Raw genomic sequence first — 24082 nt, 5'->3', positions numbered from 1 at the left:
TACGTCTGTCGCGGCGGGCCGAGCGTGGCGGAAGAATTCCGTCGCAGCGCCTCTCGGCCCGGAACCCAGAATGGCAAAACGCCGCGAGCGCTGTCAAGGCGACGCGGGCGTGGCGAATTCGGCGCGGACGCCCAGCAGGCGGACCGGTCTGCCGAGGTCGAACATGCCGAGAACGGCCAGTGCCGCCTTCTCGATCTCGGCGGGATCCGAGGTCGGGGCGGGCAGGGTCACGCTGTGTGCATGGGTGTGGAACGGTGCGAACCGGACCTTGACCGCGATCCGCGCGGCGGGCCTGCCTTCGTCCGCGACGTCCTGTGAGACGCGTTTCGCCAGCGCGACGACCTCCGCGGCCATGACCCCGGGATCGGTGAGGTTCTGCTGGAAGGTCGTCTCGCGGCTGCGGGATCGCGCCACGTACGGCGTCGCGGTGACCTCGGCATCGCCGATGCCGCCGGCGAGGAGCCGGTACCACGGGCCGAGCTTCGGACCGAACCGTGCGGCGAGGTCCGCCGGATCGGCACCCGCGAGCTCCAGCACGGTGCGATAGCCCGCCTCGGCGAGCTTCTTCGTGGTCTTGGCGCCGATGCCCCACAGCGCGTCCGTCGGCCGGTCGGCCATGACGTCCCACCAGTTGTCCTGGACGAGACGGAAGATCCCGGCCGGTTTGGCGAAGCCGGTGGCGAGTTTGGCGCGCAGCTTGTTGTCGCCGATACCGACCGAGCAGGACAGCCCGGTCTTCTCGGCCACCTCTCGCCGGATGTCGGCGGCGAGTGCTTCGGGATCGTCCGTCGTGGCGCCGAGGAAGGCTTCGTCCCAGCCGAAAACCTCGACGATCACCGGGAATTCCCGCAGCGTCGCCATCACCCGATCGGACACTTCTTGGTAGGCGGGCGCGTCCGTCGCCAGGAAGATCGCCTCGGGGCAGCGTTTCGCGGCGGTTCGCAACGGCATCCCGGACCGGATGCCGAATTCCCGCGCTTCGTACGACGCCGTCGCCACGACGGCCCGTTCGGCCGGATCTCCCGTGCCGCCGACGACCACGGGTTTGCCGCGCAGCTCTGGCCGCCGGGCGACCTCGACCGCAGCGATGAACTGGTCGAGGTCGACGTGAAGTACCCAGCGCACCCACTCCCGGACGGCCATGAAGCGAGCTTAGGCCGCGTTCTGCGTGTCCGCCCTAGGAACGTTCGGCGATCTCGTCGCGCATCCGCTGCTCGTTCTCCTGTAGCTCAGGCGTGAAGTTTTCGCCGAAATCCTCGGCTTCCAGGATCTTGCGGACCTCGAGCACGATGTCACCGTGCGGGGGAGTGGGACAGCGCTGCGCCCACTCGATCGCTTCGGCGCGCGTAGGGACATCGACGATCCAGTAACCGCCGACGAGTTCCTTGGCCTCGGTGAACGGGCCGTCGGTGACGGTGGTTCCGGCCGCGTTGATCGTGACCCGCGCGCCCTTCGAGCTCTCCTGCAGGCCTTCGCCGCCCACCAGCACCCCGGCGTCGAGCATGTCCTGATTGAACTTCGCCATGGCGGTCAAGGCCTCCATCGGCGGCATTTTCCCGGCTTCGGAATCCTCGTCCGCCTTGATGATGATCATGAACCGCATGCGTCTTCCTCCCAGTGAACCGGACGTATCGCCCGGAACCCTACCGGCGAGCGGGAAGACGATCAGTCGCGACCGAACCGCGACAGATGCACGATCACCGCGGCGGTCACGGTGATCATCCCGGTCAGCAACAGGGCAGGGCTGTTCACCACGACGCCCAGCAGCATCAGCAGACCGGCGGTGAGGTCGAGACCCAGGAGGACGGCCAGCCGGAGCAGCGGGGGCCGGGCGGGCCTGCCGGAGCGGAGCCGAGCGGCCAACGCCGGCTCGGTGAGCTCGAACCAGCGCTCGATCTTTTCCAGCTCTTGCCGATCGTGATGGCTCAGCATCGGGCTTCTCCTTCGGCGCGCCTCGGCCGTCGACACCCACGGAATACCCAGGAGCGGTGCCGGATAAGCATCGAATTTCCCCAGATTTCGTATAACGACCTATACGGCTTGGCGCTTGCCGGCCTCCGCGAGTGGATTTGTTGCGCCATTAGGGGTTTGGGCACAGCGAAAGATCGTCAAAGAGGAGAGGGCTCGGTAGCTTCTGAGCTTGTGGCCAGGGCGGCCGCGGTTGCTCAATCTGGGAGGACACGAGCGATGACCATTCCTACCGAACCGATCGGCAGTATTCCCCGTCCGGCCTACCTCATCGAAGCATTCGGTGAGCACGCGGCTGGACGACTCGACGCCGACGGGCTCGGCGAGTTGCAGGAAAAGGCCCTCGTGGACACCGTCAGGCGACTGGAGGAGACCGGTTCCCCGGTCATCACCGACGGAGAGCAGGGTAAGCCGAGCTTCGCCACGTATCCCTTGGCGGGCCTCACTTCGCTGGCTCCGGATGGCGTCGTCATCCCCTTCGCCGACGGGCACACCCGGCAGCTTCCGCGGCTCACCGCCGGACCGTTCCGGTATCAGACCTACGCCGACTCCTATCTGCGCGAGGTCAAGAAACACGCGACCAGGCCGGTGAAACAGGCGGTGATCGCGGCTTCCGCGGTCAGTCTCGTCTATCCCGGTGAGGAATTGGCCGGATACGGCAGAGACCAGTTCATCGCCGACCTGGTGAACGAAGCCGAAACCGATATCCGCCGCAGTCTCGACGCGGGTGCCGACAGCGTTCAAATCGACTTCACCGAAGGTCGGTTGTCGCTGAAGCTCGACCCTTCCGGTGGACTGTTGCAGTCCTTTGTGGACCTGAACAACGCGGTGCTGGACCGCTTCTCCGAGGAGGAGCGGAAGAAGATCGGTGTGCACACCTGTCCCGGGGGAGACCAGGACTCGGCGCACAGCCTCGACGTCGACTACGCCGACCTGCTCCCGACGCTGTTCCAGCTGAAGGTGGGCAACGTCTACGTCCAGCTGGCGAGCGAGGCGGAACCCGAGCGGGCGCTGAAGGTGATCGCCGAGCACTCCCGGCCGGAGCAGCGGATCTTCGTCGGCGTGACCGATCCGATCGACCCGCGCGTCGAAACCGCGGAGGAGGTCCGGGACAGGGTTCTCCAGGCCGCACGGTACATCTCACCGGACCGCCTGGGCACCTGTGACGACTGCGGGTTCTCGCCGTTCGCCGACGACATCTCGACGTCGCGGGAGACCGCGTTCGCCAAGATCGCCGCCCGCGTCGAAGGTACGCGTCTCGCCGCCGAAGCCCTCTGACGTCGTGTGATGGGTGCCTTCGTCAGTTCTGGACCGCGACCCGGATCCCGAGTCCGACCAGGAAGGTGCCCATCACCGCGTCCATCGTCCGCCGCACCCGGCCGGAGCTGAAGAACCTCCGCAGCGAACCGACCAGCGTCGCCAGGACGAAGGTCCACACGACGGCCACGGTGGTGGCCAGCACGGCCAGCTGCAGGGTCTGTGCGGTCGAGGCCGAATGCGGGAGGAACTGGGGGATGAGCGCGAGGAAGAACATCGCGACCTTCGGGTTGAACAGGTTGGTGAGCAGTCCCTGCCGGAACGCCTCCTTGGGCACGACGACGGGCGCCACCCTGTCCTTGAGCTCGCTGTAGTCGCCGCGGCGCACCGCCAGCCACGCCTTGACGCCGAGGAAGATCAGGTACCCGGCGCCGATCAGTTTCACCACGGTGAAGGCGATCGCCGACGCGGTGAGGATCGCCGCGACCCCGAGCGCGATCGCGACCACCCAGACGAAGACGCCGAGCGCGATGCCGAGTCCGGCGGCGATCCCGGCCTTGCGCCCGCCGAGGATCGCGCTGCGGGTCACCACCAGGAAATCCGGGCCCGGTGCCATCGCGCCGAGCAGGCAGATCAAGACGAACGAGAGTGCGGTTGCCCCGGGGATCATCTTCCGATGCTATCCGGGCCGTCGATGTCCCTGGCCATCACTGCGCCCGCGAGGTCGACGCCGTCGGGCGTCGTCACCGTCACCCGTTCGACCTCGGTGAAGCCGAACGACAGGTACAGCGGGACACCGGGCAGGGTCGCCGTCAACGTCAGCGAGGTGAATCCCTCGGCCTTCGCCGCGAGACGACAGGACTCGAGGATCGCACGTCCGAGTCCACGCCGGGTCCAGTCACCGCGGACGAACATCGCGCGTACCCGCGCGGGTTCGGTGGCGGGGTCGAGCGGACGGTCGTCGTCAGCCGCATCGCCGGCGCCGGCGTGCGTCTTGTTGCGCCTGCTCCAGCCTCCGCAAGCGACGATCTCTCCGTCCGTCTCGTGCACGAAGTACGTGCCGTCCTCGAGCAACCGCGGATCGAGGCGTGCGACGTGCTCGGCCGCGCTCGCCGTCTCCCGCTCGTTGTAGAACCGGGGGAACAACTCCAGCACCGAGGCCCGCATCAGCGCCGCGATGGCGGGCGCGTCGGCGAGGGTGGCCGTCCGCTGGGGCGGCGTGTCCGTCGTCATGTCGCGGAAGATAACTAACGACGGCGGCTCCGCCTATCGGATAATCCCGTGGTGATCACCGATGACGGCATTGAGCTGTGGACCTCGGCGACCGGCCGGGGCGAACCGATCCTGTGCTGCCACGGCGGCCCCGGCCTGTGGGACATGTTCGGCACACTCGATCTCGGTCCGCGATTCCGGCTGATCCGCTGGGATCAGCGCGGCGCCGGGCGCTCGGAGCCGCGTGGCCCGTACACACTCGAACGGATGGTCGCCGACGTCGACGCCGTCCGCGAGTGGCACGGCCTCGACCGGGTCCCGGTGCTCGGTCATTCATGGGGCGCGCATCTCGGTCTCCTCTACGCGCTCGCGCATCCGGAGCGGGTGAGCGCGCTCGTTTACGTGTCGGGCGTCGGCCTCGGCCACGAATGGCACGCGGAGTTCCAGCGGGTGGCGGGAAAAGCGCCGCCCGGGGAGGGCAGGGAACGCGCGGTGCGGCAATGGACGGCCGATTTCGTGACCGACGGCGAGCGCCATGCCGAAGCGATGGCGACTCCCTGGTTCCCGGTCAACTACGAGGCGAACGCGACGCTGAGCGAGGAGATGCGGACGGTGCCGGAAGCGGAGCTCGTCTCGGCCTGCCGGTCGCTGCGGGTGCCGGCACTGATCGTGGACGGGATGGCGGACAACCGGCCCCGCTGGGCCGTCGACTCGCTGGAAGAGGCCCTGCCGTCGGTGACACGGGTGCGGTTCGAGGGGGTCGGGCACGTGCCGTGGCTGGAGGCGCCGGACGAGTTCCGTTCTGCCGTGCTCGGCTTCCTTGGCGACCGTGGCGGGTCGTGAGTGGCGATTCGGGTTCTGTTGAGGGGTAAGGCAAAGGTGTCGCGGGTGGCGGGGATTCGCTCGCGGCCGTGGGGCACCCAGGTGTCGCGAAAGCCACTTTCGGGACCTTCAACGTTGCGAAAGCCACTTTCGCAACGTTGAAGGTTGCCAAAGTGGCTTTCGCAACCCGCCACCTTTGTCATACCCCTGGTGCAACCCGACCGCCACTCACGATCACGTGAGCGTCAGGCCTTGGTGATCGGCTGCTGCAACTCGGTGACCCACTTGTCCCCGTCGGCCGGGCACTCGAGATAGAACTCCCGTACCGGGCCGCTCGTGCGGTAGCCGTGCGCGTCGACCCACTTCGCCAATGCCTGGTAGCTGGAGAGCACAGTCTCCATCGAGCCACGGTGCAGGATCGTTGCCGCGCTTTCCACTTCGGCGAGGCTTACCGTCGAGAACCCTTCGGTGCCGTCGGTTTCGGCCGAGATGGGGACGGCGGCGTGGATCAGCACGCGTTCGCCGTCTGCGTCGTCCTCGTAGTAGGCGATGAGCGGTCCCGACTGCGTGATCGGGCCGAGCGCTCCGAACAGCTCCTTGTACAATCGCTCGACGGCGGGGCCGATCTCTTCGTTCACGTATCCGCTCGCCGTCCCGGTCAGCTCGGCGACGCGCACCGCGGGAAGGCCTTTGACGACGACGTCTTCGGAAGACATGGTTCCCTCGCTTTCGATCGACCGGAGCCGCGCTTCGATGGCCTTGAGCCGTGCCTCGTCCGCCTCGATGGCCGCTTCGAGTTCGGCGCGGCGCAGCCGCAGCATCCCCCGCAATTCGTCCGCGCCGATCTCCGCGTCGAGGATTTCCTGCACCTTGGTGAGGGTGAAGCCGAGATCCTTGAGCGCGATCACCCGGTTGAGCCGGGTCAGCTGGTCGCCGGTGTAGGACCGGTAGCCGCTGAACGGGTCGACGTGGGCGGGGCGCAGCAGCCCGATGGCGTCGTAGTGACGCAGCATCCGGACAGTCACCCGGCCGTGCTTGGCGAAGTCTCCGATACTGAACATGGCGCCTCCCACCAGAGAGCCTGACACGGTGTCAGAGTCAATCGGTCACCGCACGAGCCGGAAGAACGAGCGCACCTCGTCGGTGAACACGCCGGGTTGTTCGAAGGCCGCGAAGTGGCCTCCGCGATCGAGTTCGTTCCAGTACCGGATGTCGGTGAATCGGCGTTCCGCCCAGCGACGGGACGGGCGCGGGGTCTCGCGCGGGAAGATCGAACAGCCCGTCGGCACGGTGATCGTGTCCACAGTGGACTCCGCGAACCAGCTCGACACCTCGGCGAAACTCTCCCAGTACAGCCGGGCGGACGAAGCGCCGGTGCCGGTGAGCCAGTAGAGCGTGATGTCGTCGAGCATCGCGTCCCGGGTCAGCGCGTTCTCCGGATGGCCGCCGCAGTCCGTCCACGCCTGGAACTTCTCGACGATCCACGCACACAGCGCGACCGGCGAGTCCGCCAGCGCGTAGCCGATCGTCTGCGGCCTCGTCGCCTGCTGGATCGCGTAACCCGAACCGTCCGCCTTGGCCCTTTCGAGATCGGCGAGCGATTTCCGCTCGGACTCGGTCAGGTCGTCGAACGTCGCCGGGTCCGGCGCCGCCAGCGGTGGGTTGAGGTGGATCCCGGCCAGCCGCGCGGGAGCGGTCCGCCCCATGAGCGTGGTGATACTGGTGCCCCAATCGCCGCCTTGCGCGCCGTAACGCTCGTAGCCGAGGCCGTCCATGAGGCGGATCCACGCGTCGGCGATGCGCTGGATCGACCAGCCTGCCCGCGCGGGTTTGTCGCTGAAGCCGTACCCGGGCAAGGAAGGGACGACGACGTGGAAGGCGTCCGCCGCGTCACCGCCGTGGGCGACCGGATCGGTGAGGGGACCGAGTACGTCGAGGAACTCGAAGACCGAACCGGGCCAGCCATGGGTGAGGATCAGCGGCAGCGCCCCGGGATGGGGGGAGCGGGCGTGCAGGTAGTGGATGCCGAGTCCGTCGATCTCGGTCCGGAACTGGGGGACCGCGTTGAGCCGGGACTCGGCGGCACGCCAGTCGTAGTGCTCGGCCCAGTACGAGCACAGTTCGCGCAGGTAGTCGGCGGGAACGCCTTGTGACCAGTCGTCGACGGTCTCGTCGTCGGGCCAGCGGGCACGGCGGAGCCGATCCCGGAGGTATTCGAGATCGGCCTCCGGGATCCGCGCTTGGAACGGCGTGCTGTCCATGTCGGCTGACGCTAACGAGGGGGCCCGACAATTCGTGGACTTCCGGCAGCCCGAGTGCTATAACCAAACTACATACTGTATACAATCTGCCGTGAGCGGGGTGGGACCCATGCCCGATCCTCGAATCCTGCGAGACCACTACGGCCGCCGGTATCGCGTCGGCGAGAGCGACGTGGACCTGATCGGCAGGCCCCGGTCGTGGATGCTGTGGCTGAGCTGGACCGCGATGTTCGCCGCCGGGATCCAGCAATACGGCTTCGGCGTCGTCGCACCGGTTCTGATGGACACCTACGGCTGGACGTTCCCCGAAGTGATCGCCTCCTTCGCGCTCTGGACTGTGTGCCAGGCGTGCGTGGTGTACCCGGTGGCCCGGCTGCGCGAGCGCGGGATGTTCCCGCCCGCGGTCGCCGTGATCGCCGGCGGGGTGCTCTGTGCCACCGGGATGTTCACCTTGGGGCACGCGAACAACCTGACCGCGATGTTCGTCGGCTACTCGGTACTCGGCGGGATCGGGACGGGCGTCGTCTACGCGACCTGCGTCGGCACGGTGATGAACTGGTTCCCCGATCGCGTCCCGGCGCGGGTGGGTGCGGTCAGCGGAGCTTTCGCGTACGGCAGCGTGCTTTTCGTGCTGGGGGCCGGGTTCTGGCTCTCGGAGGGCAATCGCCGCCCGCTCTTGGACGCGGTCGCGGTGGCCGTGCTCATGATGATCGCCGGCACTGCGGTCCTCCTGCGCGATCCGCCGCCCCGCTGGTGGCCGGAACGGCCGGATCCGCGTACGTGGGCGGCCGACAAGGTGCGCAACCGCGGGGTCGCGGTGAACCGGCCCGCCCTGCGCGAGTATCGGCCGGGGGAGGTGCTCCGCTGTCCGACCGCGGTGGCGATGTACCTCATCGTCGTACTGGCCGCCGCGGTCCTGCTCTTCGATGTCGCCTATCTCGCGACTTTCGTGGCCGCGCAAGGAGGCGGTCCGGAACTCGCCGCCGTCGCGCTCGCGGTGCTCGCCGGGGTGACCGGTGCCGGGCGAGTCCTGCTCGGCGGACTGTCCGACCGGCTCGGCAGGCGCCGGATCCTGCGACTGGCGCTGGCCACGGGCGGGATCGCCCAGTTCGTGCTGCTCTACTCGGGCAATCACGCGGTGGGGCTCGTCGTGGGTGCCGCGCTCGCCGGGCTCGGGAATGGGAGTTGCTACTCGCTGCTGGTGTCACTGGTCCGCGACTACTTCGGCGAGGAATCGGCACTGCCGAACTTCGGGGTGCTGTACAGCGCCAAGGCGGTCGGGGCGTTGCTCGGAGTCGGTTTGGCCGCGTTCGTCGTGTCCACGCACGGATATCTCGGAGCGTTCGCGGTGGCGGGCGCGCTCAGCGTTCTCGGGGCGCTGCTCGGCGGACGACTTTCCCAGCCGGGACGGCCGAAGTCATTGTTGCCGGCGGTCCGCTGATGGGCCGGGTGACGAGCAGACGGCGGGTGATCCGCGTCGTCGAAGGCGTGCCGGGTGCCCGCCCGGACACGCTGACCGTCGAAGAGCCGTTGGAGATCCGCGTCGGCGGGAAGCCGTTGACGATCACGATGCGCACCCCCGGGCACGACTTCGACCTCGCCGCCGGATTCCTCGTCGGCGAAGGGGTTTCACGGTCCGCGAAGGACATCCACTCGATCCGTTACTGCGCGGGCGCGACCACCGGCGGCTCCAACACCTACAACGTGCTGGACGTCGTCCTCGCGGAAGGCGTCGCCCCGCCCGATGCCTCCCTGGAACGGAACTTCTACACCACGTCGTCGTGCGGGTTGTGCGGGAAGGCGAGCCTCGACGCCGTGCGGACCACCGCGACCTGGCCGGTGGACGGCGACGATCTGACGATCACACCGTCCACAGTGACCGAACTGCCGGATCGGCTCCGGACGGCGCAGCTGGTCTTCGACCGCACCGGCGGGCTCCACGCGGCCGGGCTGTTCAGCGCCGACGGCGACCTGTTGTGCCTGCGGGAGGACGTCGGCAGGCACAACGCCGTCGACAAGGTGGTCGGCTGGGCGGCGCGTGAGGGGAGAGTGCCGCTGTCCGGAACGGTGCTGATGGTCAGCGGACGGGCGTCGTTCGAACTGGTGCAGAAGGCGGTGATGGCCGGGATCCCGCTGCTGGCCGCGGTTTCCGCGCCGTCGTCGCTGGCGGTGGACCTGGCCGCGGAGATGGGCCTGACCCTGGTGGGGTTCCTGCGGGGCACTTCCATGAACGTCTACACCCGCCCGGACCGCCTCGGCCTGTCCTGACCCGGGTTACGAGACTTCGGCGAGCTTCCCGGTCCGCTCGTCGTACACGAAACCCCGAACCGAGGCGGTGTACAGCAGGAACGGTGACGTCCGCAGCCGCGCGATGCACTGCCTGACGTCCTGCGCCGAGTCGGTGAACGTCTCCGCGGCCCACGGCGGCCGGATTCCCGTGCTCGCCTCGATCTGGCGGGCGAAGTCGGTGTCGGTGAACATTCGCATCCCGCAGTCGTGATGGTGGATGAGCACGATCTCGCGGGTGCCGAGCAGCCGCTGGCTCACCGTCAGCGACCGGATCGCGTCCTCGGTCACCGCGCCGCCGGCGTTCCGGATGACGTGCGCCTCGCCCTCGCGGAGCCCGAGCAGCCGGTACACGCTGATCCGCGCGTCCATGCACGCCACCACCGCGATCCGCCGTCGCGGTCGTCGCGGCGCCGTGCCCATGACCTCCTTGTAGCCGCGCGCGTTCGCCAGCAGTGCGTCGATCTCGCTCACCGGACGAGGACCCCGCCTTCGGCCGAGGCCATCACGAGGCCTGTTCCGGGTTCGAAAGGTCCACGCGAAGTCCTTTCTCGAGGGGCAGAGGAAACCTGCTTGCGGCTCTGGACACCGGAGCGTTCGAAGAGTAACTATATGCCTACCTCATACGGTATGCAATCTACAGTCTGCCGCGACCAGGGCTTCGAGCAGAGGACGGGCGGACGGAGCAGATCCGGAAACGAGCGCACGGATCAGAGAGGTCCGGCGTGCGAGAAAGAGGAGTTGAACGATGGCGCCAACGACCGGCCGGGTGGACCCAGCGGACACCGCGACGAAGGCCACCACCAACGGTTCCGAACCCGCCCCGGACCTGATCTCCGGCGGCCACCTGGTGGCCAAGGCGCTCAAGGCGGAGGGCGTCGACACGATCTTCACGTTGTGCGGCGGGCATATCATCGACATCTACGACGGCTGCGTCGACGAGGGCATCGCGGTCATCGACGTCCGGCACGAGCAGGTCGCGGCGCACGCGGCCGACGGCTACGCGCGGATCACCGGCCGTCCCGGCTGCGCGGTCGTCACTGCGGGACCGGGCACGACGGATGCCGTCACCGGGGTCGCGAACGCGCTACGCGCGGAGAGCCCGATGCTGCTGATCGGCGGGCAAGGAGCGTTGACCCAGCACAAGATGGGCTCACTGCAGGATCTGCCGCACGTCGACATGATGGCGCCGATCACCAAGTTCTCCGCCACCGTCCCGGACACCGCGCGGGTGGCGGACCTGGTCTCGATGGCCTTCCGCGAGTGCTACCACGGCGCGCCCGGACCGTCCTTTTTGGAGATCCCCCGCGACGTCCTCGACGCGAAGGTTCCGGTGGACAAGGCGCGGGTTCCCTCGGCGGGCCGGTACCGGGCGTCCACCCGCAACGCCGGCGACCCGGCCGACATCGAGAAACTCGCGGACCTCCTCGTCCACTCGAAGAAGCCCGCCATCCTGCTGGGCAGCCAGGTGTGGACGACCCGCGCCACCGGGCCGGCGGCCGAACTGGTGCGCGGGCTGAACATCCCGGCGTACATGAACGGTGCGGGCCGCGGCACACTGCCGCCCGGCGACCCGCACCACTTCCAGCTCTCGCGCCGGTACGCGTTCGACAACGCCGACGTGATCGTCATCGTCGGCACCCCGTTCGACTTCCGCATGGGCTACGGCAAACGGCTCTCGCCGGACGCGACCGTCGTGCAGATCGACCTCGACTACCGCACCGTCGGGAAGAACCGGGACGTCGACCTAGGCATCGTCGGCGACGCGGGCCAGGTGCTCGCCGCGGTCGCGGAGGCGGCCACCGGCCGGGTCGACAACGGTGCCGTCGCGCGCAAGGTGTGGCTCGAGGAACTGCAGGACGTCGAGACCAAGGCGAAGCAGAAACGCTTGCCGTTCCAGCATTCCGACGCGAGCCCCATCCACCCGTACCGGCTGGTGCACGAGATCAACGAGTTCCTCACCGAGGATTCGCTCTACATCGGCGACGGCGGCGACATCGTGACCTTCTCCGGTCAGGTCGTCCAGCCGAAGGCGCCGGGGCACTGGATGGACCCCGGCCCGCTCGGCACGCTCGGTGTCGGGATCCCGTTCGTCCTCGCCGCGAAGCACGCGCGGCCGGAGAAAGAGGTCGTCGCGCTCTTCGGCGACGGCGCGTTCAGCCTGACCGGCTGGGACTTCGAGACCCTGGTGCGCTTCAACCTGCCGTTCGTCGGGATCGTCGGCAACAACTCCTCGATGAACCAGATCCGCTACGGCCAAGCGGCGAAGTACGGCCTCGGCCGGGAACGCGTCGGCAACACGCTCGGCGACGTCCCCTACGACGAATTCGCCCGGATGCTCGGCGGGCACGGTGAGGCGGTGCGCGACCCCGCGGACATCGGCCCGGCGCTGCTGCGCGCCCGCGAGTCCGGAAAGCCTTCGCTGATCAACGTTTGGATCGACCCGGACGTCTACGCGCCCGGAACCATGAACCAGACCATGTACAAGTAGCCGGGAGGGATCACCGATGGGAAAGGCACTCGACGGCGTCCGCGTCCTCGACATGACGCATGTCCAATCAGGACCTTCGTCCACGCAGATCCTGGCCTGGCTGGGCGCGGACGTGATCAAACTGGAGACACCCGGCCGCGGCGACATCACCCGCGGCCAGCTCCGGGACCTCCCCGGGGTGGACAGTCTCTACTTCACCATGCTCAACGCCAACAAACGCAGCATCACCCTGAACATGAAGAGCGAGCAGGGCAAACAGGTCTTCGAGCAGCTCGTGTCCAGTGTGGACGTCCTGGTCGAGAACTTCGGACCCGGAGTGGTCGACCGTTTCGGTTATCCCTGGGAACGGCTGGCGGAGCTGAACCCGAAGCTGATCTACGCCTCCATCAAGGGTTTCGGCCCTGGGCGGTACGCGGATTTCAAGGCATACGAGGTCATCGCACAGGCGATGGGCGGTGCGATGAGCACCACCGGTTTCGAGGACGGCCCGCCCACCGCGACCGGCGCGCAGATCGGGGACTCGGGCACCGGGATCCACCTGGTCGCCGCGATCCTGGCCGCGCTGTACCAGCGGACGAACACCGGTCGGGGGCAGCGGGTCCAGGTCGCGATGCAGGACGCCGTGCTGAACCTGTGCCGCGTCAAGCTCCGCGACCAGCAACGCCTGGCGCACGGCTCGCTCGACGAGTACCCGAACGACATCTTCGGCGACGAGGTCCCGCGTTCGGGCAACGCGTCCGGGGGCGGACAACCGGGCTGGGCGGTGAAATGCGCGCCCGGCGGGGCGAACGACTACATCTACGTGATCATCCAGCCGGTCGGCTGGGCGCCGATCACCCGGCTGATCGGGAAGCCCGAACTCGCCGAGGACCCGGACTGGTCCACTCCGGAAGCCAGGCTGTCCAAATTGGACAAGGCCTTCGGGATGATCGAGGAGTGGACCGAGAAGCACACCAAATGGGAGGTGATGGAGGCGCTCAACGCCCACAACATCCCCTGCGGTCCGATCCTGTCCACCAGGGAGCTCGCGGAGGACGCCACACTGGCCGAGCTGGGCTCCGTCGTCGAAGTCGAGCATCCCGAACGAGGTGCCTTCAAAACCGTGGGCTGTCCGCTGAAGCTGTCGGATTCGCCGGTCGAGGTCGAACGCTCGCCCCTGCTCGGTGAGCACAACGCCGAGGTCTTCGGCGAACTCGGCTACGGCGAGGACGACCTGGACCGGCTGCGCGCGGCCGGCGTGATCTGAGGGAGAACTTCATGGCAGACAAAGAGATCGTCGAGAAGATCCTCGAGAAGGTCGCCGCCGAGGGACGGGCTTCGCTCACCGCGCCGGAAGGGCGCCAGGTGTGCGAGGCGTACGGGATCCCCACCCCGGAGGAACGGCTGGCGGCCACCGCCGAGGAAGCCGTCGCGCAGGCGCAGGAGATCGGCCTCCCGGTGGTGCTGAAGATCGTTTCGCCGGACATCCTGCACAAGACCGAGGCCGGCGGCGTACTGGTCGGCCTGACGACCGCGGACGCGGTGGCGGACGGCTTCCGGTCCATCGTCGCCAACGCCAAGGCGTACGACGCCGACGCCGAGATCACCGGTGTCCAGGTGCAGCAGATGCTCAGCCGCGGCCAAGAGGTGATCATCGGCGCCACCACGGACGCCACGTTCGGCAAGATCGTCGCGTTCGGACTCGGCGGCGTGCTGGTCGAGGTGCTCAAGGACGTCACGTTCCGGCTCGCCCCGCTCGACCGTGACCAGGCGTTCTCGATGATCGACGGCATCGCGGCCGCCGAGATCCTGCGCGGGGTCCGCGGTGCGGAGCCGGTGAGCAGGGACGCGCTGGCCGACGTGCTCACCCGCGTCGGCACGCTGGTCACCGATTTTCCGCAACTGGCCGAGGTCGACCTCAACCCGGTGCTGGCCACTCCTGGTGACGCCATCGCCGTCGACGTCCGGATCCTGGTGGATCCCGAAGCGGCGCGCGAGCCAGTGCGGTTCAGCCAGGAGGAGATCCTGGCGTCGATGACCCGGATCATGAAACCGGCTTCGATCGCCGTCATCGGCGCGTCGGCCGAGGCGGGCAAGATCGGCAACTCGGTGATGAAGAACCTCGTCAACGGCGGATTCGCGGGGGAGATCCATCCCATCAACCCCAAGGCCGCCGAGATTCTCGACCGCAAGGCCTATGCGAGCATCTCCGACGTGCCGGGCGACGTCGACGTCGCGGTGTTCGCCATTCCCGCCAAGTTCGTGCCCGCCGCGCTGGAGGAAGTGGGCCGGAAAGGCGTGGCCGGGGCGATCCTGATCCCGTCCGGCTTCGGCGAGACGGGGAACATCGAACTGCAGGACCAGGTCGTCGCGATCGCGCGGAAACACGGCGTCCGGATCCTCGGCCCCAACATCTACGGCTACTACTACACGCCGGAGAATCTGTCGGCGACGTTCTGTACGCCGTACGACGTCAAGGGCGGGGTCGCGCTTTCGTCGCAGAGCGGCGGCATCGGGATGGCCATCCTCGGGTTCAGCCGGTCGGCGAAAATGGGTGTCTCCTCGATCGTCGGGGTCGGCAACAAGGCCGATATCGACGAGGACGATCTGCTCACTTTCTTCGAACAAGATGAAAACACCGAGCTCATCGCGATGCATCTCGAGGATCTCAAAGACGGCCGATCCTTCGCGGAAACGGCGAAACGGGTTTCGGCGCGGAAACCGGTCGTCGTGCTCAAAGCGGGCCGCACCTCCCAAGGCGCGAAAGCGGCGAGCTCGCATACCGGCGCACTCGCCGGCGACGACAAGGTCTACGACGACATCCTCCGCCAGAGCGGGGTCATCCGGGCGCCCGGGCTGAACGATCTGCTCGAGTACGCGCGCGGCATCCCGTTGCTCCCGACGCCCAAGGGCGAGAACGTCGTCATCATCACCGGCGCGGGTGGTTCCGGTGTCCTGCTTTCCGACGCCTGCGTGGACAACGGGCTGAACCTGATGGAGATCCCGCCCGATCTCGACGCGTCGTTCCGGGAATTCATCCCGCCGTTCGGCGCGGCGGGCAATCCGGTGGACATAACCGGCGGCGAACCACCTGCCACCTACCGGAACACGATCGCGCTCGGTTTGGCGGACGAGCGAATCCATGCCTTGATTCTCGGCTATTGGCATACTATCGTCACCCCGCCGATGATCTTCGCGGAACTCGTTTCGGAAGTCGTATCCGAATATCGCGCGAAAGGGATCCACAAGCCCGTCGTCGCCTCGCTGGCAGGCGATGTCGAGGTCGAAGAGGCCAGCAGTTTTCTGTACGAGCACGGCGTCGTGGCCTATCCGTACACGACGGAGAAACCGGTGGCTGTGCTCGGCGCTAAGTATCGCTGGGCCCGCTCAGCGGGACTGCTCGGCTGATTTCCGGCCCAAAACCGACCCAAGGAGAATGACAATGACGTCATCGACCGCGGCTCAACCCCCCGGAGCGTACAAGGAAGTAGTCGATTCGAACGGCCGGATCTATCGCATCGGCGAAACCGATCGAGACATCATGGGCCGTCCACGATGGACGATGGTGATCCTGCCCTGGGTCGCCATGATGGCCATCAGTTCCTCGGAATACGCGTTCACCTCAGCGGAGGAAACGCTGGCGGGCGCGCACGGCTGGCACGGGGCGACCATCTTCTGGTTGCTCGGGGTCTGGGTGTTCTTCCAGGCGATCGTCGCCTTCCCCGCCGGGAAGATGCGGGAGAACGGGACGCTGTCCGCCAAAGCGGCGATGCTGCTGGGCGCGACGGGCACCCTCTTGTCCTATCTGGCCCTCGCCTACGCGCCCAGTGAGATCTGGGCGTACCTGGGCTTCGGGTTCTTCGGCGGTGGCGGGGCCGGTCTGGTCTACGCGACCTGCGTGAACATGGTGGGGAAGTGGTATCCGGAGCGCAGGGGCGGGAAGACCGGGTTCGTCAACGGCGGCTTCGCCTACGGTTCGGTGCCCTTCATCTTCATTTTCACGTCCTATATGGACCTTTCCAACTTTTCGGGCGTCCTGCTCGTGGTCGGCCTCTTCCTGGCGGCGGTCGTCGCGGTCAGCGGTTTCTTCTTCCAGGACCCGCCGAAGAACTGGTGGCCGTCGCAGGTGGACCCGTTGAAGGTGTCCGACGATCCGCGTATCCGCCGTTCCCTGCGGAAGAACCCTCCGGCGGTCCGGCAGTACACGCCGAAGGAGGCGCTCAGGACCGGGATGCTGCCGCTGATGTGGTTCTGCCTGCTGTGCACGGCCGGGGTGAACATCTTCGGTATCGCGATGCAGGTGCCGTTCGGCAACGAGATGGGCTTCGCGGGCGGGATCGTCGCGCTGGCGATGAGCCTGAAAGCGATCATCAACGGCACCGGCCGCGGCGTGATCGGCTGGATCTCCGACCGCTACGGGCGACGGCAGACGTTGTTCATGGTCTGCGTGGTGCTCGGCCTCGCGCAGTTCGCGGTGTACCTGTCCGGCTCGATCGGCAGCATGCCGCTGTTCCTGCTCGCCTCGATGATCTCCGGTTTCGGCGGCGGCGCGATCTTCCCGCTGTTCGCGGCGATGACGGCTGACTTCTACGGCGAGAACAACAACGCCAGCAACTACGGCCTGGTGTACAGCTCGAAGCTGATCTCGGGCCTGGTCGGCTCCGGCGTCGGGGCGATGGTCGTGGTCGCTTGGGGTTACGGCGGCGCGTTCTTCCTCGCGGGCGCGACGAGTCTGTTCGCGGCCGCGCTCAGTCTTCTGCTGCGTCAGCCCGGGCGTTCGCGCACGCGTACTCCGCGGCGTGAGCAGGAGCTGAACCCGGTCGTCCGGTGAGTCGTACCCGGCTGGGCGTGTCGTCCGTCTGATCACACGTGTCGTCCGTGCGATCACGCGTGTCGTCCGCCGGCGACCATCAGAACGACAAAGCCACGGGACAGGTTCGCGGGCACTCTGCGGTAAGTGCTCGACACGCGTGATCAGATGGACGACACGTTCATCGAACGGGTTCCGGCCTAGTCCTCCTTCGGCCGTTCGTGGAAGGCCTGCCGGGTGCGCTCGGTGTGCTGGTTCATGATCTTTTCGGCGGCGACGGCGTCACCGGCGGCGATGGCCTTGATCAGTTCCTCGTGTTCCTGCCAGGCGTCGTGGCTGCGAGGACGGGCGATCGGCGTGTAGTACCAGCGGACCCGGCGATCGACCATGCCGATCATCTCGGCAAGGACGGTGTTGCCGGACAGTTCGGTGATGAACGCGTGGAGCGCGGCGTTGGCCGCGACGAGGCCTTCGGTGTCGTCTGCGGCCAACGCCTCCAGCCCGGTCTTCTGCAGTTCCCACAAGCGCTCGACGTCCTCGTCGCCTGCCCTGTCGGCGGCGAGACGGGCGGAGTGCGCCTCCAGTACGGTGCGCACGCTGAGCAGTTGATCGGCTTCCTCGTCGGTGGGCATGTGCACGAAGGCGCCCTGTGCGGGACGGAGGTCTACCCAGCCTTCGCTCTGCAGACGCTGCAATGCCTCACGGACCGGCTGCCTGCTGACGCCCAGGTACTCGGCGAGGTCCGCCTCGACCAGGTGCTGGCCGGGTTCGAGGGTCCGGTTGATGATCAGCTCCGCGAGCGCGTCGTAGACGACCTGACGCAGGGGAGCCGGCCGCTCGACGCGTTTGGCCGTCGCCGGGTTGAGCGTGCCCTTCGTCCGGCGGCCGGTGGGGCCGCGGTCGGGAAGGGGTGAAACGGGCTGACTCACAGGACCTCCGGATGACTCGTCTGGTCCAGGATACAGGTTTTGGTATGCAAAATCCCGACAATCTCCCCATGATCACGCATTTCGTCCTCTAAGTGCGGTCGTCGCAAGGCGCGATTGGCGTGTCCACGCGAGTTGCGGCTGGGTGCACGCGTAGCCGGGCGCATTTGAAGGACGAAATGCAGGAGGCCTTGGCGCGGAGACCATCTACAGGATACTGTATGCAATCTGGTCCTCGGGTGAGCAGGAGGCACGTCATGAAGGTCGCTGTTCTGGGCGCGGGGGCCATCGGCGCGTACGCCGGGGCCGCGCTGCACCGAGGCGGGGCGGAGGTCCACCTCATCGCGAGACGGGCGCACGGCGACGCGATGCGCGCGCACGGCGTGCGGGTGCTCAGCCCGCGCGGGAACTTCACCGCCCGGCCCCACGTCACCGACGATCCGGCGCAAGTCGGTCCCGTCGACTTCGTCTTCCTCGGCCTGAAGGCGAATTCGTACGCTTCCTGCGGACCGCTGATCGCGCCGTTGCTCGGCGAGGACACCGCGATCGTGGCCGCGCAGAACGGGATCCCGTGGTGGTACTTCCACGGTCTCACCGGACATCGGCTGGAGGACCGTCGTATCGAGACGGTCGATCCCGGTGGCGCGGTGAGCGAGGTCCTCGAACTGCGCCGCGCGATCGGCTGCGTCGTCTACTGCTCGACGGTGATCGAAGAGCCCGGCGTGATCCGGCATCTCGAAGGGACCCGCTTCGCTTTGGGCGAGCCGAAAGGCGGCGTTTCGTCCCGGTGCGCGGCGCTCGCCGACGCGATGATCGCGGGCGGGCTGAAGGCGCCGGTCGAACTCGACCTGCGCGACGAGATCTGGGTCAAGCTCATGGGCAACGTCGCCTTCAACCCGCTCAGCGCGCTGACCAGGGCGACCATGGTCCAGATCTGCGAGCATCCGAATGCCCGCGAGCTCGTCGCCGCGATGATGAACGAGACCCTCGCGATCGCCCGTGCCGCCGGCAGCGACCCGAAGGTGTCGGTCGAGAAACGTATCGACGGTGCCTGGCGCGTCGGCCACCACAAGACGTCGATGCTGCAGGACCTCGAAGCGGGCAAGCCGCTGGAGATCGACGCGATCATCGGCGCCGTCGTCGAGCTCTCGGAGCTGACCGGCGTGCCTGCCCCGGCGCTGCGGCACGTCCACGCCGCGATCGGGCTGCTCGACCAGACCGCGAACGCCGTTCCCGTCGGAGCGCACTGAATCGGAGGGACCCGATGAAGCGCAAGAACACCGAACCGTACATCCGCCTCACTCAGCCACTGGTCCGTGACTCGGGTGAGCTGCGCCCGGCGAGCTGGGAAGAGGCGCTGGAGCGCGCGGCCGCCGGGTTCCGGCGCACGCTCGAAACCAAGGGACCCGAGGCCTTCGGCATGTTCTCCTGTGCCAGGGCGACCAACGAGATGAACTACGTGGCGCAGAAGTTCACGCGCTCGGTGATCGGCACGAACAACGTCGACTCGTGCAACCGCACCTGTCACGCGCCGAGCGTCGCCGGGCTGGCGCGGGTGTTCGACAGCGGCGGCGGGACGTCGTCGTACCAGGAGATCGAGGACGCCGACGTCATCGTCGTCTGGGGTGGCAATCCGCGGGAGGCGCACCCGATCTTCTTCCAGCACGTGCTCAAGGCCGTCCATCGCGGCGCCAAACTGTTCGTCATCGACCCACGCCGGACCAGCACCGCGAGCTGGGCGCACCGGCAGCTTCAGCTGCACGTCGGCACGGACATCCCGCTGGCGCACGCGGTCGCCCGCGAGATCATCCACTCCGGACTGGCCAACACCGGCTTCATCGAACGTGCCACCGAGGGGTTCGCCGAGTTCGCGGCCTCGGTCGAGCCTTGGACACTCGAGGTCGCGGAGGAGGTCACCGGTGTCCCGGCCGAGCTGATCCGCGAACTCGCGCACACCTACGCCCGCGCGGATCGAGGTCAGCTGTCGTGGACGCTCGGGATCACCGAGCACCACAACGGCACGGACAACGTGCTGTCCCTGATCAATCTCGCGCTGCTGGCCGGTCACGTCGGCCGGTACGGGGCCGGGTTGAACCCCTTGCGCGGGCAGAACAACGTCCAGGGTGGCGGGGACATGGGCGCGATCCCGGACCGGCTGCCCGGCTTCCAGAACCTCCTCGACGCGGACGTACGGGCGAAGTTCGACGCGGCGTGGGGCTCGGACATCCCACCGCGCAAGGGGCTCAACCTCACGCAGATGCTCGACGCGATGGAGCGCGGCGAGCTGACCTGCGTCTACATCATCGGGGAGAACCCGGTGCAGTCGGAGGCGGACTGCGAGCACACGATCAAGCGTCTGTCCACTGTGGATCTCCTGGTGGTGCAGGACATCTTCCTCACCAAGACCGCTCAGCTGGCCGACGTCGTGCTGCCGGCTTCGGCGGCCTGGTGCGAATCCGACGGCACCTTCACCAACAGTGAACGCCGGGTGCAGCGCGTCCGCAAGGCACTCGAACCGCCGGAGGGTGCTCGCGACGACATCCAGTTGCTGTGCGAACTGGCCCGGCGGCTGGGCCACGACTGGAACTACCAGGGTGGCGAGGACGTCTGGAACGAGCTCCGGACGCTGTCGCCGATGCACGCCGGCATGAGTTACGCGCGGCTGGAGGAGCTCGGCGGCATCCAGTGGCCCTGCTATCGCGAGGACGAACTCGAACCGACCTTCCTGCACGGGCGCCTCTGGGAGGAGGACCCGGCGAAACGCGGCCGTCCGGCGCCGTTCACCGTGATCGCGCACAGCCCGCCGGTGGATCTGCTCACCGAGGACTTCCCGATCCGGCTGACCACCGGCAGGCGGCTGGATTCCTACAACACCGGTGTCCAGTCCGGCGGGTTCCCCTCGCCGCTGCGTCGTGGGGAGACACTCGACCTGTGCTTGGCCGACGCCGTCGAACTCGGCGTCGTCGAGGACGAGGTCGTGCGGATCTCCTCCCGCCGTGGCGAGATCGAGGCGCCGGTCCGGATCGACGAGGGACTGCGTCCGGGCCTGGCGTTCATGACCTTCCACTTCCCGGACGAGATCGACGTCAACGTCATCACCATCGAGGCGACCTGTCCGGTCGCGGGCACGGCCGAGTACAAGGCCGCCGCGATCCGGGTCGAGAAGCTGCCCGCCACCGTGTGAGGAGTCCGGAATGGACCTGCGCTTCCTGAACGCCGAACCGACGGACGCCGAGCGGGTGGCGGTCGACGCGCTCGGAGCCGGAGGCCGCGATCAGCTGCTTCCCGCGTTGCACGCCGTGAACGACCGGATCGGCTGGATCAGCCAGGGAGCGCTGAACCACATTTGCCGTCGGCTGAACGTCCCTCCGGCCGAGGCATACGGTGTCGCCAGCTTCTACGCACTGTTCTCGCTCAAGGAACGGCCGCCGCGTGTCGTCCACGTGTGCACGGACCTGGCGTGCCGGGTCAACGGCGCGGAAGCGCTGGCCGACGCGCTGACCGGGACCGCAGGCGCCGCGGGGTTCACCTGGCACCGCAGTCCGTGCCTCGGTGTCTGCGAACGCGCCCCCGCGGCGCTGGCCTTCGAGGCGGGCGATCCCGCCGAAGAACGGCTGCTCGCCCCGGCGACCGCGGGTGAGGTCGTTCGCGCCGCGGCCGGTGAGTCCGAAGTGGACGAAGCGCCGGTTTCCGTACCTCAGCAAGGAGAGCCGGAGCTACGGCTGTTGCGCCGAGTAGGCGTCGTCGATCCGGAGAGCTTGGACGCCTATCGAGCGTCCGGTGGCTACGCGGCATTGAGGAACGCGCTTCTGCTCGGACCGGCCGGCGTCATCCGCGAAGTGACCGATTCGGGGCTGATGGGCCGTGGCGGGGCGGCGTTCCCGACCGGCCGGAAGTGGGACGCCACGGCGAGGCAACCGGTGCGAACCCGGTACCTCGTCTGCAACGCTGACGAGAGCGAACCGGGCACGTTCAAGGATCGCGTGCTGATCGAGGGGGACCCGTTCGCGCTCGTCGAGGCGATGACGATCGCCGCTTTCGCCATCGGGGCGCAGAAGGGATACGTCTACCTCCGCGGTGAGTACCCGCGCGCGCTGAAGGTGCTGCGCAACGCCATCGATGTCGCCCGCGAACGAGGGTTCCTTGGCGAGGACATCATGGGGCGTCGAGGTTTCTCGTTCGACATCGAGATCAGGCGGGGAGCGGGCGCGTACATCTGCGGTGAGGAAACGGCGATCTTCAACTCGATCGAAGGCTTCCGCGGCGAGCCGAGGACCAAACCGCCGTTCCCGGTGGAGAAGGGTCTGTTCGGCAAGCCGACGGTGGTGAACAACGTCGAGACCCTGGTCAACGTCCCGCTGATCCTCACCGAGGGCGGCGAGGCCTACCGCCGCATCGGGACCGGGCGCTCGTCCGGGCCGAAGCTGTTCTGCCTGTCCGGCAACGTCCGGCGTCCCGGCGTGTACGAGGTGCCGTTCGGAACGACGCTGGCCGAACTGCTCGACCTGGCCGGGGGAGTGCCGGAGGGCCGGGAACTCCGGGCGATCCTGCTGGGCGGCGCGGCGGGTGGTTTCGTGCGCCCGGACGAGACGGGCTTGCCGTTGACCATGGAAGACGCCCGCGCGGCAGGCACCACCCTCGGTTCGGGTGTCGTGCTGATGCTGGACGATCAGGCCGACCTCGGCGGCTTCCTGCTGCGGATCGCGGCGTTCTTCCGGGACGAGTCGTGCGGGCAGTGTGTGCCGTGCCGGATCGGGACCGTGCGGCAGGAAGAGACGCTGCACCGGATCGTCGGCGGTCGCGGCCTGAGTACCGGCGGGGACGATCTCGTGCTCCTGCGCGAAGTCGGCCAGGTGATGCGGGATTCGTCCATCTGCGGACTGGGCCAGACCGCCTGGAACGCCATCGAGTCGGCGATCGACCGGCTGGGCGCCTTGGAGGATCGGTCATGACCATCGTCGAAATAGGACTTCCGCGACGGCTCGTCGAGTTCACTGTGGACGGTGAGGCCGTCTGTGTTCCCGAAGGATCGACGATTCTTGACGCCTGTGCCGCGGTGGGCAAGAACGTCCCGGCGCTCTGTTACGGCGACACCCTCGAACCGGCGAACGCCTGCCGGGTCTGCATGGTGGAGGTCGAGGGTTCGCGCACACTCGTGCCGTCGTGCTCCCGCAAGGCGGAACCGGGCATGGTGGTGCGGACCGAGACCGATCGGACGCGGCTCAGCCGCAAGGTGGTGCTCGAACTCCTCGCTTCGGCGACGGATCTGTCCACCACACCCGACGTCGCGGGCTGGATGGCCGAAAGCGGTGCGGAGCCCGAGCGTTTCGGGCCGCCCGCACCGCCTGCGGACGACCGAGACGAGCGGCGCCCGGGAGAACACGAGATCCCGGACGGGATGACGGCGGCGACGGTGCGCCAACCGATCAAAGTGGACAACGAGCTCTACGTCCGCGACTACGGGAAATGCATTCAGTGCTACAAGTGCGTCGACGCGTGCGGGGAGCAGTGGCAGAACACCTTCGCGATCACCATGGCGGGGAGGGGCTTCGATGCGCGGATCTCGACGGAGTTCGCGAACCCGCTGCCGGACAGTGCGTGTGTCTACTGTGGAAACTGTATCGAGGTCTGCCCGACCGGTGCGCTGAGCTTCAAACGCGAGCACGACAAACGCGAGGACGGCACCTGGGACGAGTCCCGGCAGACCGCGACGACCACCGTCTGCACCTTCTGCGGCGTCGGCTGCAACCTCACCCTGCATGTCCAGGACAACGAGATCGTCAAGGTCACCTCTCCGCACGAGAGTTCGGTGACCCACGGCAACCTCTGCATCAAGGGCCGCTTCGGCTGGCAACACGTCCAGAACCGCTGAAGGGTACCTACTGGATTGTGGCCTTCCCCAAGTACGTGAAGGCCCCCTTCACTGCGCTAGGCGCAAGGAAGGACCCCTTCACGTACTTCAACCGACCAAGGCGCCAGAAAGCGTTGGTCGGCGTGGTCGTGAGTGTCGTTTCGGGTTCTTGAGGGGTAGGGCAAGCGTGGCGTATGGGTCGCGGCGCTCTCCGGTCCA

The 24082-nt window shown here is 67.7% G+C and carries 21 protein-coding genes; 12 read left to right on the top strand and 9 right to left on the bottom strand.

From position 1 onward, the window contains the following. Positions 1–93: 93 nt before the first annotated feature. The 3 genes from DL990_RS36945 to DL990_RS36935 all read right to left on the bottom strand — a co-directional run bounded on the left by DL990_RS36945 (position 94) and on the right by DL990_RS36935 (position 1932). The gene (locus tag DL990_RS36945) at positions 94–1143 is read right to left on the bottom strand and encodes a DNA polymerase IV (RefSeq protein WP_199746752.1); all 1050 of its coding nucleotides are present in this window, start codon (positions 1141–1143) and stop codon (positions 94–96) included. 34 nt (positions 1144–1177) lie between these two features. Further along, positions 1178–1603: a YciI family protein gene (locus DL990_RS36940; RefSeq protein WP_125801472.1), complete on the bottom strand. Its 426-nt coding sequence runs from the start codon at positions 1601–1603 to the stop codon at positions 1178–1180. 62 nt (positions 1604–1665) lie between these two features. Further along, positions 1666–1932 carry a DUF3040 domain-containing protein gene (locus DL990_RS36935; protein WP_125801471.1) on the bottom strand — a complete coding sequence of 89 codons (267 nt, stop codon included), beginning with the start codon at positions 1930–1932 and terminating at the stop codon, positions 1666–1668. Between the two features lie 255 nt (positions 1933–2187). Between DL990_RS36935 and DL990_RS36930 the strand changes: the two genes are divergently transcribed. Next, complete coding sequence (locus DL990_RS36930; RefSeq protein ID WP_125781913.1) at positions 2188–3246, top strand: cobalamin-independent methionine synthase II family protein; 1059 nt, start codon at positions 2188–2190, stop codon at positions 3244–3246. Between the two features lie 22 nt (positions 3247–3268). On the opposite strand, the gene DL990_RS36925 is transcribed toward DL990_RS36930, so the two are convergent. Both DL990_RS36925 and DL990_RS36920 read right to left on the bottom strand, forming a co-directional pair. After that, on the bottom strand, positions 3269–3895 hold the full coding sequence (locus DL990_RS36925) for a LysE family translocator (RefSeq protein ID WP_125796852.1): 627 nt from the start codon (positions 3893–3895) through the stop codon (positions 3269–3271). Beyond that, a complete protein-coding gene (locus DL990_RS36920; protein ID WP_125801470.1) occupies positions 3892–4458 on the bottom strand; it encodes a GNAT family N-acetyltransferase in 567 nt (188 codons plus the stop codon). Before DL990_RS36920 ends, DL990_RS36925 begins: the two co-directional genes overlap by 4 nt. Before the next feature lie 51 nt (positions 4459–4509). Here DL990_RS36920 and DL990_RS36915 point away from each other — a divergent pair, with 51 nt between their 5' ends. After that, complete coding sequence (locus DL990_RS36915; RefSeq protein WP_125781903.1) at positions 4510–5280, top strand: alpha/beta fold hydrolase; 771 nt, start codon at positions 4510–4512, stop codon at positions 5278–5280. Between the two features lie 224 nt (positions 5281–5504). Here the strand turns inward: DL990_RS36915 and DL990_RS36910 are convergent, their stop codons facing one another. Both DL990_RS36910 and DL990_RS36905 read right to left on the bottom strand, forming a co-directional pair. After that, positions 5505–6320, bottom strand: a complete 816-nt coding sequence (locus DL990_RS36910) for a MerR family transcriptional regulator (protein WP_125801469.1) — start codon at positions 6318–6320, stop codon at positions 5505–5507. 45 nt (positions 6321–6365) lie between these two features. After that, positions 6366–7520, bottom strand: a complete 1155-nt coding sequence (locus tag DL990_RS36905) for an epoxide hydrolase family protein (RefSeq protein WP_125801468.1) — start codon at positions 7518–7520, stop codon at positions 6366–6368. A gap of 109 nt (positions 7521–7629) precedes the next feature. Between DL990_RS36905 and DL990_RS36900 the strand changes: the two genes are divergently transcribed. Both DL990_RS36900 and fdhD read left to right on the top strand, forming a co-directional pair. Then, positions 7630–8961, top strand: coding sequence for an OFA family MFS transporter (locus DL990_RS36900; RefSeq protein ID WP_125781898.1), 1332 nt, complete (start codon positions 7630–7632; stop codon positions 8959–8961). Continuing rightward, positions 8961–9788, top strand: a complete 828-nt coding sequence (fdhD, locus tag DL990_RS36895; protein ID WP_125801467.1) for a formate dehydrogenase accessory sulfurtransferase FdhD — start codon at positions 8961–8963, stop codon at positions 9786–9788. The genes DL990_RS36900 and fdhD overlap by 1 nt, the downstream gene beginning before the upstream one ends. Before the next feature lie 6 nt (positions 9789–9794). Here the strand turns inward: fdhD and DL990_RS36890 are convergent, their stop codons facing one another. Beyond that, complete coding sequence (locus DL990_RS36890) at positions 9795–10280, bottom strand: beta-class carbonic anhydrase (protein ID WP_370305716.1); 486 nt, start codon at positions 10278–10280, stop codon at positions 9795–9797. 274 nt (positions 10281–10554) lie between these two features. Between DL990_RS36890 and DL990_RS36885 the strand changes: the two genes are divergently transcribed. From DL990_RS36885 to DL990_RS36870, 4 genes are read left to right on the top strand one after another with little or no spacing between them, the layout of a single operon-like run. Then, positions 10555–12297: a thiamine pyrophosphate-binding protein gene (locus DL990_RS36885; RefSeq protein ID WP_199746751.1), complete on the top strand. Its 1743-nt coding sequence runs from the start codon at positions 10555–10557 to the stop codon at positions 12295–12297. A gap of 16 nt (positions 12298–12313) precedes the next feature. Beyond that, positions 12314–13543, top strand: a complete 1230-nt coding sequence (gene frc, locus DL990_RS36880) for a formyl-CoA transferase (protein ID WP_125781894.1) — start codon at positions 12314–12316, stop codon at positions 13541–13543. An 11-nt stretch (positions 13544–13554) separates the two neighbouring features. Beyond that, positions 13555–15684, top strand: coding sequence for an acetate--CoA ligase family protein (locus DL990_RS36875; RefSeq protein WP_125781892.1), 2130 nt, complete (start codon positions 13555–13557; stop codon positions 15682–15684). Between the two features lie 34 nt (positions 15685–15718). Next, positions 15719–17107 carry an OFA family MFS transporter gene (locus DL990_RS36870; protein ID WP_125781890.1) on the top strand — a complete coding sequence of 463 codons (1389 nt, stop codon included), beginning with the start codon at positions 15719–15721 and terminating at the stop codon, positions 17105–17107. Between the two features lie 179 nt (positions 17108–17286). Here DL990_RS36870 and DL990_RS36865 read toward each other — a convergent pair whose 3' ends face one another. Continuing rightward, the gene (locus tag DL990_RS36865) at positions 17287–18015 is read right to left on the bottom strand and encodes a GntR family transcriptional regulator (protein WP_125781888.1); all 729 of its coding nucleotides are present in this window, start codon (positions 18013–18015) and stop codon (positions 17287–17289) included. A gap of 254 nt (positions 18016–18269) precedes the next feature. On the opposite strand from DL990_RS36865, the gene DL990_RS36860 reads away from it, so the two are divergent. Genes DL990_RS36860 through DL990_RS36845 form a run of 4 tightly spaced genes read left to right on the top strand, consistent with a single transcriptional unit; the run spans position 18270 to position 23884 of the window. Then, positions 18270–19262 carry a 2-dehydropantoate 2-reductase gene (locus DL990_RS36860; protein WP_125801466.1) on the top strand — a complete coding sequence of 331 codons (993 nt, stop codon included), beginning with the start codon at positions 18270–18272 and terminating at the stop codon, positions 19260–19262. A gap of 14 nt (positions 19263–19276) precedes the next feature. Further along, positions 19277–21196 (top strand): molybdopterin oxidoreductase family protein, encoded by a 1920-nt coding sequence (locus tag DL990_RS36855; protein WP_125801465.1) that lies wholly within the window; start codon positions 19277–19279, stop codon positions 21194–21196. 10 nt (positions 21197–21206) lie between these two features. Continuing rightward, on the top strand, positions 21207–22964 hold the full coding sequence (locus tag DL990_RS36850; RefSeq protein ID WP_125801464.1) for an NAD(P)H-dependent oxidoreductase subunit E: 1758 nt from the start codon (positions 21207–21209) through the stop codon (positions 22962–22964). Then, complete coding sequence (locus tag DL990_RS36845; protein WP_125801463.1) at positions 22961–23884, top strand: 2Fe-2S iron-sulfur cluster-binding protein; 924 nt, start codon at positions 22961–22963, stop codon at positions 23882–23884. The genes DL990_RS36850 and DL990_RS36845 overlap by 4 nt, the downstream gene beginning before the upstream one ends. The last annotated feature ends 198 nt before the right edge of the window (positions 23885–24082 follow it).

It is taken from the genome of Amycolatopsis sp. WAC 01416 (genome assembly GCF_003947485.1).
Lineage (GTDB): Bacteria > Actinomycetota > Actinomycetes > Mycobacteriales > Pseudonocardiaceae > Amycolatopsis.
Note: the sequence above shows the minus strand (reverse complement) of the source record. Positions and strands in the feature narration are given on the sequence as shown.

What these genes read in the sequence shown, in the direction of transcription:
- DL990_RS36875 (WP_125781892.1), top strand. Translation starts at nt 13,555, where the DNA reads ATGGCAGACAAAGAGATCGTCGAGAAGATCCTCGAGAAGGTCGCCGCC.
- DL990_RS36885 (WP_199746751.1), top strand. Translation starts at nt 10,555, where the DNA reads ATGGCGCCAACGACCGGCCGGGTGGACCCAGCGGACACCGCGACGAAG.
- DL990_RS36910 (WP_125801469.1), bottom strand. Translation starts at nt 6,320, where the DNA reads ATGTTCAGTATCGGAGACTTCGCCAAGCACGGCCGGGTGACTGTCCGG.
- DL990_RS36845 (WP_125801463.1), top strand. Translation starts at nt 22,961, where the DNA reads ATGACCATCGTCGAAATAGGACTTCCGCGACGGCTCGTCGAGTTCACT.
- DL990_RS36935 (WP_125801471.1), bottom strand. Translation starts at nt 1,932, where the DNA reads ATGCTGAGCCATCACGATCGGCAAGAGCTGGAAAAGATCGAGCGCTGG.
- frc (WP_125781894.1), top strand. Translation starts at nt 12,314, where the DNA reads ATGGGAAAGGCACTCGACGGCGTCCGCGTCCTCGACATGACGCATGTC.
- DL990_RS36860 (WP_125801466.1), top strand. Translation starts at nt 18,270, where the DNA reads ATGAAGGTCGCTGTTCTGGGCGCGGGGGCCATCGGCGCGTACGCCGGG.
- DL990_RS36925 (WP_125796852.1), bottom strand. Translation starts at nt 3,895, where the DNA reads ATGATCCCCGGGGCAACCGCACTCTCGTTCGTCTTGATCTGCCTGCTC.
- DL990_RS36870 (WP_125781890.1), top strand. Translation starts at nt 15,719, where the DNA reads ATGACGTCATCGACCGCGGCTCAACCCCCCGGAGCGTACAAGGAAGTA.
- fdhD (WP_125801467.1), top strand. Translation starts at nt 8,961, where the DNA reads ATGGGCCGGGTGACGAGCAGACGGCGGGTGATCCGCGTCGTCGAAGGC.
- DL990_RS36930 (WP_125781913.1), top strand. Translation starts at nt 2,188, where the DNA reads ATGACCATTCCTACCGAACCGATCGGCAGTATTCCCCGTCCGGCCTAC.
- DL990_RS36850 (WP_125801464.1), top strand. Translation starts at nt 21,207, where the DNA reads ATGGACCTGCGCTTCCTGAACGCCGAACCGACGGACGCCGAGCGGGTG.
- DL990_RS36900 (WP_125781898.1), top strand. Translation starts at nt 7,630, where the DNA reads ATGCCCGATCCTCGAATCCTGCGAGACCACTACGGCCGCCGGTATCGC.
- DL990_RS36855 (WP_125801465.1), top strand. Translation starts at nt 19,277, where the DNA reads ATGAAGCGCAAGAACACCGAACCGTACATCCGCCTCACTCAGCCACTG.
- DL990_RS36940 (WP_125801472.1), bottom strand. Translation starts at nt 1,603, where the DNA reads ATGCGGTTCATGATCATCATCAAGGCGGACGAGGATTCCGAAGCCGGG.
- DL990_RS36945 (WP_199746752.1), bottom strand. Translation starts at nt 1,143, where the DNA reads ATGGCCGTCCGGGAGTGGGTGCGCTGGGTACTTCACGTCGACCTCGAC.
- DL990_RS36920 (WP_125801470.1), bottom strand. Translation starts at nt 4,458, where the DNA reads ATGACGACGGACACGCCGCCCCAGCGGACGGCCACCCTCGCCGACGCG.
- DL990_RS36905 (WP_125801468.1), bottom strand. Translation starts at nt 7,520, where the DNA reads ATGGACAGCACGCCGTTCCAAGCGCGGATCCCGGAGGCCGATCTCGAA.